We start from the raw sequence: 8846 nt of genomic DNA, 5'->3' as shown, positions 1-8846 counted from the left end.
CCGCGACTCCTTCGCGAAATAGACCGTCGCTTTCCTAAGAAACTCACCTTCACGCTGGCGAGTCCTGAGGCTGTAGTGAATATCCAAATTGCGCCGCGCAGCAGTTGCAGCAACACGGTTTCCGCCTGATCGTCGGCGTGATGCGCAAGCCAGAGCGTGGTGGCGCCCTGCTCTTCACATAAGGCATCGAGCGCTCGGTAACGCGCATCTCTCGCCGCTGCTTCGAGACTCTCGCCACCTTCACGCACGACATCGACCTGGCGCGATACAAACCGCACGCCCAGCCCGCGGGCGAACGCATGACAATGCGCGGCCCATGCATCGGCATTGGGGCTCAGGCCATGATGAACGTGCAACGCGATGACGCGAGCCTGTCCCGCGCAACGCACGGCGGCATCGAGCAGCGTGGTGGAATCGAGACCGCCGCTGAAAGCAACGGCGATGGGACTGTCGGTGGAAGTCGACACGTCGGCTAACGCCGCGCGCACCGCATCGATCACGAGGCGGCTGGCGGGAGTTTCAGTGTCGGAGGTCACGGGAATCGCTTATCCGCAGAAGGTGAGCGAAGCGTTGCCGCTCACGCACCCGGCAGGTTTTCCTTGAACTTGCCGTAGGCCATCAGCTTGTCGAACCGGCGTGCGCGGACGTCGAGTGCGTTCATGCCGTGGAACTGACGCAGCGTGTCAGCCAACGCACGGCGCAGCAACGCGGCCATGCCCTTCGGATCGCGATGCGCGCCGCCAAGCGGCTCGTTCACGATCTTGTCGATCAGACCGAGCGCCTTCAACCGGTGCGCAGTCAAACCAAGCGCTTCGGCTGCTTCCGGCGCCTTCGCCGCGCTCTTCCACAAGATCGACGCGCAGCCTTCCGGCGAAATCACCGAGTAGGTAGAGAACTGCAGCATCAGCACGCTGTCCGCAACGGCAATTGCCAACGCGCCGCCGGACCCGCCTTCGCCGATGATCGTCGCGATGATCGGCGTCTTCAGCTCGGCCATCACATACAGATTGCGCCCGATCGCTTCCGACTGGCCGCGCTCTTCGGCGCCGATGCCGGGATAGGCGCCGGGTGTATCGATGAACGTGAAAATCGGCAGCCCGAATTTTTCAGCGAGACGCATCAGGCGCTCGGCTTTCCGATACCCCTCCGGACGCGGCATGCCGAAATTACGCGCGGCGCGCTCCTTGGTGTCACGCCCTTTTTGCTGGCCGATCACCATGCAGGCCTGGCCGTTGAAACGCGCGAGGCCACCGACAATGGCCAGGTCGTCGGCATATGAGCGGTCGCCGTGCAGTTCGTGGAAGTCGGTGAAAAGCTCGTTCACATAGTCGAGTGTGTACGGACGCTGCGGATGCCGCGCGATCTGCGAAACCTGCCACGGGGTCAGGTTTGCGTACAGGTCTTTCGTGAGCTGCTGGCTCTTCTTCGAAAGCCGCTCGATTTCTTCCGAGATATCGACAGCGGAATCGTCCTGAACAAAGCGCAATTCTTCGATCTTCGCTTCGAGTTCAGCGATCGGCTGTTCGAAATCCAGAAAAGTGGTCTTCATATGTTCGAATCCTAGAGCATCGGGCAGCGCGTATTCTAACCGCGCCAGCCTCACTAAATTTCGGGTCGAAACTATCGATTATATAATACTGATAGCGAACGACTCCGACGATACTTTTTAGTGATCGGCGGGCACTGGATAAAGGCTGCGCCACATGTACCACGTCGCGACGGTGCGCCACGGCTCCCAGTTGGCCGCGACTTCGCGCGCTTCGCTGCGTGTGACGGGTTCACCGCTGAAATAGTTGACGCTGATGGCCTGGATCAGGCCGAGGTCGTCGAGCGGCAGGACGTCCGGGCGCGACAGGTTGAAGATCAGGAACATTTCCGCCGTCCAGCGGCCAATGCCGCGAATCTGCGTCAACTCCGCGATCACGGCTTCGTCTTCCATCGACGTCCAGCTATCCACGTGCAATGCGCCCGACACGAAATGCTGGGCGACATCGAGAATGTACTCGGACTTTCTCTTCGATAACCCGCACGACTGCAGCTTCGCCGGACCGACCTTGATGAACTGCTGCGGCGCGAGCGTGGGGCACGTCACCTCCACGCGTTTCCAGATGGCTTGCGCGGAGGCCACCGAAATCTGCTGGCCGACGACAGAACGCGCGAGCGTGGTGAACGGATCATCGCGATTCACGAGGTGCACCGGGCCGAACTTCGGAATCAGCTTCTTGAGGATTCGGTCGCGCTTGACCAGATCCGCGCATGCCTTTTCCCAATACTCGGGACGGGCGGCTTCCGGGGCAAGCCCGGGTGTTTGCACCGGGACCGATTTTTCCGCGGTGATGGCGCGCGACTTCCGGACGATCGCGCCATCGGCCTGGGGATCGCGCACGAGCGCTTGCGAAGAGTCTGCAGCGAGATCGGCTTCGATGACCTTGATATCGATCGCCCTGGCCGCGTCGCCGTTCGCTGTCTTCGGCGACGCCTTAAGCGCGCCCGTATGCACCGTCTTGCGTGCCCGAGTCGTGCCATTCGCTGCATTTGCTTTTGACACGTCTTCATGCGCGGCGCCGTTGACCGCGCGTTTCTTCGATGCCGTCTTGCCCGCCGCGCCGTCGGCCGCGCCATTGAGCCGCTTGGCCAAGGGCTTGGACGCCGTCGATGTCTTTACATTTGCACGCCGCGTAGCCGTTGTTTCGGTCGCTGCGGTACTTCCGGACGCGGCTCGTTTAGCCGGCGTCTTTCTGGCCGTTGCCATCATGCCTCCTACCTGGTGAGTCGATCAAAGAAATGCGAAGGACGTTCAGTTACGACGCCATTCGGTCGACCCACCCGGTTTGTCTTCAAGTGCAATTCCGGCCTCGAGCAACTCAGCGCGAATCCGGTCTGCTTCGGCATAGTTCTTCGCTTTTTTCGCAGCAACGCGAGCAGCGATCTTCGTTTCGATATCAAGAGGCGTGAGGCCGGCAGCGCCCTCCTCGCCGTTGTTCCTGCTGCTGCCCGGCGCATCCTGAAGGAACGCACGCGGCTCGCGCTGCAACAAGCCGAGCACGCCGCCAAGCGACTTCAACTGACGCGCGAGCACGGCATCCCGTGAGCGGTTCACTTCGCTCGCCAGTTCGAACAGCACGGCAACAGCCACGGGTGTATTGAAGTCATCGTTCATGGCTGCCTGGAAACGCTGCGCATGTGCCTCGTTCCAGTCGAGCGGATTCGTATCCGGGTTCACATCTTTCAGCGCAGTGTACAAGCGCGTGAGCGCCCCACGTGCATCATCTATATGTACGTCGCTGTAATTGAGCGGCGAACGATAGTGTGCCCGTGCAATAAAAAACCGCACGACTTCTGCATCGAATTTTTCGAGGACTTCGCGAATGGTGAAGAAGTTGCCAAGCGACTTCGACATCTTTTCGCTGTCGATCTGCACGAAGCCGTTGTGCATCCAGTAGTTCACGAACTGAACACCGGTCGCCGCCTCGCTCTGCGCAATTTCATTCTCATGGTGCGGAAACTGCAGGTCCTGGCCGCCGCCGTGAATGTCGAAACGCTCGCCGAGCAACGTGCAGCCCATGGCCGAACATTCGATGTGCCAGCCCGGCCGCCCGCGTCCCCATGCAGAGTCCCAGCCCGTGTCGGGCGGTTCGCCCTCTTTCGCGCGTTTCCACAATACGAAGTCGAGCGGGTCCAGCTTCGCGTCGTTCGACGCCACGCGTTCGCCCGCGCGCAAGTCCTCGATCGACTTGCCCGACAGCTTGCCGTAGCCCTCGAATTTGCGCACCGCATAGTTCACATCGCCGTCGCTTGCCTGATAGGCGTAGCCGTTGTTCACGAGCGTCTGGATCATGCCGAGCATCTGCGGCACGAAATCGGTTGCACGCGGCTCGTGGTCGGGGCGCTCGACACCGAGGGCATCGAGATCGTCATACATGGCCTGAATGAATCGCGTGGTGAGCGCCTTGATCGATTCGCCGTTTTCCACGGCGCGCCGAATGATCTTGTCGTCGATGTCCGTGATGTTGCGCACGTAGGTCACGTCATAGCCGATCGTACGAAGCCAGCGCTGAACGATGTCGAACACGATCATCATGCGTGCATGCCCGACGTGACAGTAGTCGTACACCGTGATTCCGCAGACATACATGCGCACTTCTCCTGCACGGAGCGGCACAAAAGCTTGCTTGTCACGCGCGAGCGTGTTGTAGATGCGCAATGAGTTCATAAACGATGGTGCGTGGGCCGGGACATCCGAGTGTTTCGATTGCTGGCCAAATGTGGCGAGCGTGCTGCGTATTTCCCACGTATGGCACGTGGTTCACACGTAGGCGCCTTTTACAAAATGTGCAAACTGCACGTCGGCGCCGAGATGATCATGCTACAGGTAGCGATCGGCTGGCGACAAGAACTAGAACGACAGCATGACCGGCAGCAACATAATGACGATGGCATAACGGCGAGAGACATGTTCAGCTATAAAAACCGGAGCGATGCGATCCCGATGAGAGCACGTCGGAACAGGAGCGAGAGCGCCGCAAAAACATGCGGGTCATGCGAATCAAAACGGAGGCGGCCGCGAGTGGCGTAAAGACTGTCCGGACGTTCGACGGAACGTTGCGGACGTTTTGTTAGAATGGGCCGGAGTATAACATTCAGAAACGAGCCTATGAAACCTACCAGCCGCCGCGTACCAAGCGTTGCCAAGCTCGCGGCGACCGCACTTGCAACTGCCGCTTTCGGACTTGGCGCAACTTTGTGGCCGGTCATGCCGGCGCTTGCGCAAGTCTCCACCGCCACTGCAGATGACACGCCCGCCATCGACACCGCTATTGCCCAGAAGCAATGGCAAAGCGCGCTCATCCAGCTCGACGCGCGCCTCGCGACCAATCCGCGCGACGTGCAGGCAAAGTTCAAGCGCGCCACCGTCCTCGCGCGCCTGAACCGGGACGATGAAGCCATCACGGCCTTCACCGAACTCACGCAAACGTATCCGGAGTTGCCCGAGCCGTATAACAATCTCGCTGCGCTTTACGCGAAGGAAGGCCGTTATGACGAAGCGCGCGTTGCGCTTGAAACCGCAACGAAGGCCAATCCAAGCTACGCGCTTGCATACGAGAACCTGGGCGATCTTTATCTGCGTCTCGCAAGCGAATCGTACAAGCGCGCTCAGACGCTCGGCTCGAGAAGCCCGCTGACCGCGCAGCGCGTGGGCGATATTCAAAAGATCGTTTCACCTCCGCCGCGGCGTCGTCCGGAAGCGGCTGCTGCAGCAGCGGCGGCAGCTTCAGGCGCATCGGGTGTGCCGGCGGCTTCGGCGCCTGTGGCTGCTTCATCGGCGGCGACGTCAAACAACGGTGACTGGAACGCGCCGAATTCGGGCACGACAGGCTCGTCCTCGTCATCCACGGACATGTCCGCACCGCTTTATTCGCCGTTCGGCGGACCCAGCGTGCCACTCTCGAACACGCCTTATTTCGCACCTTCGAAACCGTGACCCGGCGTGTACGGACATCCAGACCGCGCAGGTCCGGATGTCCGTACAGACCGCCACACGATGCAGCTCCAACCAGAGGATCGATTGCTCATGAAAAGTTTGTTGTTGGCGCTCGGCAGCACTGCACTCATCGCCCAGGCGCCTGCTTTTGCCCAGTCGTCGCCGGCGGCCGCTCATCCGAACGTGCTGCTCAAGACATCGCAAGGCGACATCAAGGTCGAGCTTTATCCTGAAAAGGCGCCGAAGAGCGTCGCCAACTTTCTCGATTATGTGAAGTCCGGCCAGTACAACGGAACGATCTTTCATCGTGTGATTCCGGGCTTCATGATCCAGGGCGGCGGCTATACCACGAGCTTCGCTGAGAAGCCCACGCGCGCGCCCATTCCGCTTGAAAGCAAGAACGGCTTGAAGAACAGCACCGGCACCCTCGCGATGGCCCGCACGAGCGATCCGAACTCGGCCACGTCGCAGTTCTTCATCAATACCGTCGATAACACCGGCCTCGATTACCCCAACGGCGACGGCAACGGTTATGCCGTGTTCGGCAAGGTCGTCTCCGGCATGGACGTGGTCAAGAAGATCGAAGCCACGCCCACCACCACGCGCGGTCCCATGGGCGATGTGCCGCAATCGAACGTCGTGATCGAGTCCGCCAGCGTGGTCGGAAAGTAAAAGCTGCAGCAGCAGGCATACGCCGTGCGCGTCGCGTAATGCTCCAACAACTCTTGAAAAGGAAAGGAATTCATCATGGTCGAACTCCATACGAATCACGGCATCATCAAGATCGAACTGAACGCTGAAAAGGCGCCGAAGTCCGTCGAGAATTTCTTGAACTACGTCAAGAAAGGTCACTACGACAACACCGTGTTCCATCGCGTGATCGACGGTTTCATGATCCAGGGCGGCGGCTTCGAACCGGGCATGACGCAAAAGCCGACGGACGCACCCATCGACAACGAAGCGAACAATGGCCTGAAGAACGAAGTCGGTTCGCTCGCCATGGCACGCACGAACGATCCGCATTCGGCGACCGCGCAGTTCTTCATCAACGTGGGCGACAACGAGTTCCTGAACCACACGGCGCCGACGTCGCAAGGCTGGGGTTATGCGGTGTTCGGCAAGGTCGTGGACGGCATGGATATCGTCGACAAGATCCGCAAGGTGAAGACCGGCTCGAAGGGTTTTCATCAAGACGTGCCGGCGGATGACGTCGTGATCGAGAAGGCTGTTGTAGTCGGTGAATGACTGACTTGACGCACGGCTTGATCGATTCAATGGAAACAGCGGGCGCGCATGCTACAGCGCGCCCGCTGTTTTTCATTTCCGATCTCCATCTGAGCGACGCCATTCCGAAGACGGTGGCGGCGTTCGAGCATTTCGTCGAAGTAACGGCGAACGACGCAGACTCGGTTTTCATCCTCGGCGATCTGTTCGAATTCTGGGTTGGCGACGACGTGCTCGCGGCGTCCGTGCAAGGTCCGCGCGCGGCGTTCGCGCGGCGCATGACGGCGCTGATGCATACGTTGTCCGAGCGTGGCATCGGCTTGTACGTGATGCACGGAAATCGCGACTTCCTGCTCGGCAAGCGTTTCATGCGCGCGGCCGGCGCGATGTCGTTGCCCGATCCTTTCGTCATCACTGCATTCGGCACGCGGATCGTGGTCGCGCACGGCGACGCGCTTTGCACCGATGACCCCGCGTACCAGCGCTTTCGCCGTTTTGCGCGTAATCAGGTTGCGCAGCAGGTGTTCCTGAGCTTGCCGCTGAAGCTGCGGTTATCGATTGCGGAACGCATGCGGTCAACGAGCGAAGATGGACGGATGCGCCCCGTGCAGGCCAAATACGACGTGACGCGAAGCGCCGTGGCGCAGTTGTTCGCCAGCACCGGCACGCATACGATGATTCACGGCCACACGCACTTGCCTGCGCGGCATCATGAAAACGATGGCGTCCGATGGGTCATGCCCGATTGGGAACTCGATCATGGCGAGCCACGCGGCGGTTATCTGCGCGTGGACGCCGAGGGAATCCGGGCGCTGCCGCTGTAACGGGTTTTAGTCAGCTTCTAACGACGCGCCGCTTCGCCTTTCATCACATCCGAAAGCCGCTTCAAGTCGATGAACGCCGCGTTATCCACGCCGCTGATGGCATCGATGCGTGTACCCAGCTTGTCCAGCGCCGCGACGATCTCATCCACCCGGTGCGTTTGCGTCGACGCATGATCGATCAGGCCGTGAATGGCGAGCGAGACGGGGTCATCGGCGTTCGGCGTGATTCCGTACGCGCAAAAGGCGGAACGCTCGGGCGTGCAGTCTTTCTCAACTGGCTTCGCGGTCGCCGGCATGACGACGCGCGCCGGATTGCCCACCGCCGTTCCGCCCGCCGGAACAGGCTTCACCACGACCGCGTTCGAACCAATCTTCGCGTCAGCGCCGACCGTAAATCCGCCGAGCACTTTCGCGCCCGCGCCGACGATCACGCCCCGTTCGAGCGTCGGATGCCGTTTCGCGCCGCGCTCGAGCGACGTGCCACCGAGCGTGACGCCCTGGTAGATCGTGCAGTCATCGCCGATAACCGCTGTTTCCCCGATCACCACGCCCATCCCGTGATCGATAAACACGCGTCGGCCGAGCGTCACGCCCGGATGGATTTCGATGCCTGTCAAGAAACGCGCGAACTGCGAGACGAAGCGCCCGAACCAGCGCCCGCCCGACACCCACGACGCATGCGCGATCCGGTGCAGTACGACAGCGTGAAAGCCCGGGTAACACGTCACGACTTCCCACGCGCTGCGGGCGGCGGGATCGCGCTCGCGGATGGCGGCAATGTCTTCACGAAGTCGGCTGAACATGGCGTGGCTCGGTCGGTGATCTGCGGGGTTTATTGCGAAAACGCACGGCCGTATGGCTCAGCACGAATCCGGGAATCGATAGCTTGTTTTGTGCAGATTGTAGGACGAGCCGTTCGGAAACGCTCCGATGCCCCCGCTGGCAGCACGGTCTGAACTCGCTCAGCGCTTGACCCGCAGAAGAATGTGCTTGGCGATTCCGCGCAGGATATTCACTTCTTCGTGCTCCAGCCCCGTGCGCGAAAAGAGGCGCCTCAAACGCGACATCAGCTTCTTTGGGTTGGCCGGATCGAGGAAATCGAGCGCGACCAGCGCCTGTTCGAGATGCGCGTACATGCCTTCGATCTCGTCGCTTGGCGCGCTGGCCGCGGCGCTCGGGACCGAAGCGGGAGGCGCCTCAAACGCGACATCAGCTTCTTTGGGTTGGCCGGATCGAGGAAATCGAGCGCGACCAGCGCCTGTTCGAGATGCGCGTACATGCCTTCGATCTCGTCGCTTGGCGCGCTGGCCGCGGCG

General features: G+C 60.8%; 9 protein-coding genes and 1 pseudogene. 4 read left to right on the top strand and 6 right to left on the bottom strand.

Features of this window, described 5'->3' with window-relative positions; all coding sequences use genetic code 11:
* The 4 genes from tilS to cysS all read right to left on the bottom strand — a co-directional run.
* The coding region (tilS, locus tag ACRXB1_RS23310) for a tRNA lysidine(34) synthetase TilS (protein WP_449493357.1) at positions 1-536 on the bottom strand (536 nt) is incomplete at its 3' end.
* Between the two features lie 41 nt (positions 537-577).
* Positions 578-1549: an acetyl-CoA carboxylase carboxyltransferase subunit alpha gene (locus tag ACRXB1_RS23305; protein WP_060816859.1), complete on the bottom strand. Its 972-nt coding sequence runs from the start codon at positions 1547-1549 to the stop codon at positions 578-580.
* Between the two features lie 117 nt (positions 1550-1666).
* Positions 1667-2752 carry a DNA-3-methyladenine glycosylase family protein gene (locus ACRXB1_RS23300; protein WP_449493358.1) on the bottom strand — a complete coding sequence of 362 codons (1086 nt, stop codon included), beginning with the start codon at positions 2750-2752 and terminating at the stop codon, positions 1667-1669.
* 45 nt (positions 2753-2797) lie between these two features.
* Positions 2798-4213 (bottom strand): cysteine--tRNA ligase, encoded by a 1416-nt coding sequence (gene cysS, locus ACRXB1_RS23295; RefSeq protein ID WP_075360443.1) that lies wholly within the window; start codon positions 4211-4213, stop codon positions 2798-2800.
* Positions 4214-4621: 408 nt separating this feature from the next.
* Here cysS and ACRXB1_RS23290 point away from each other — a divergent pair, with 408 nt between their 5' ends.
* From ACRXB1_RS23290 to ACRXB1_RS23275, 4 genes are all read left to right on the top strand, one after another.
* Positions 4622-5482 (top strand): tetratricopeptide repeat protein, encoded by an 861-nt coding sequence (locus ACRXB1_RS23290; RefSeq protein ID WP_069638347.1) that lies wholly within the window; start codon positions 4622-4624, stop codon positions 5480-5482.
* A gap of 90 nt (positions 5483-5572) precedes the next feature.
* Positions 5573-6154, top strand: a complete 582-nt coding sequence (locus tag ACRXB1_RS23285; RefSeq protein WP_449493356.1) for a peptidylprolyl isomerase — start codon at positions 5573-5575, stop codon at positions 6152-6154.
* A 75-nt stretch (positions 6155-6229) separates the two neighbouring features.
* A complete protein-coding gene (locus tag ACRXB1_RS23280; protein ID WP_061999092.1) occupies positions 6230-6727 on the top strand; it encodes a peptidylprolyl isomerase in 498 nt (165 codons plus the stop codon).
* Positions 6724-7530, top strand: a complete 807-nt coding sequence (locus ACRXB1_RS23275) for a UDP-2,3-diacylglucosamine diphosphatase (RefSeq protein WP_449493355.1) — start codon at positions 6724-6726, stop codon at positions 7528-7530. The genes ACRXB1_RS23280 and ACRXB1_RS23275 overlap by 4 nt, the downstream gene beginning before the upstream one ends.
* Before the next feature lie 17 nt (positions 7531-7547).
* Here ACRXB1_RS23275 and cysE read toward each other — a convergent pair whose 3' ends face one another.
* Positions 7548-8333 (bottom strand): serine O-acetyltransferase, encoded by a 786-nt coding sequence (gene cysE / locus ACRXB1_RS23270; RefSeq protein WP_449493354.1) that lies wholly within the window; start codon positions 8331-8333, stop codon positions 7548-7550.
* A 159-nt stretch (positions 8334-8492) separates the two neighbouring features.
* Positions 8493-8846, bottom strand: a pseudogene (locus ACRXB1_RS23265) (hypothetical protein); the annotation flags it as partial.

It is taken from the genome of Caballeronia sp. M23-90 (assembly GCF_053574605.1).
The sequence above is the reverse complement of the archived record's forward strand: the minus strand, read 5'-3'. Positions and strand labels throughout refer to the sequence as shown.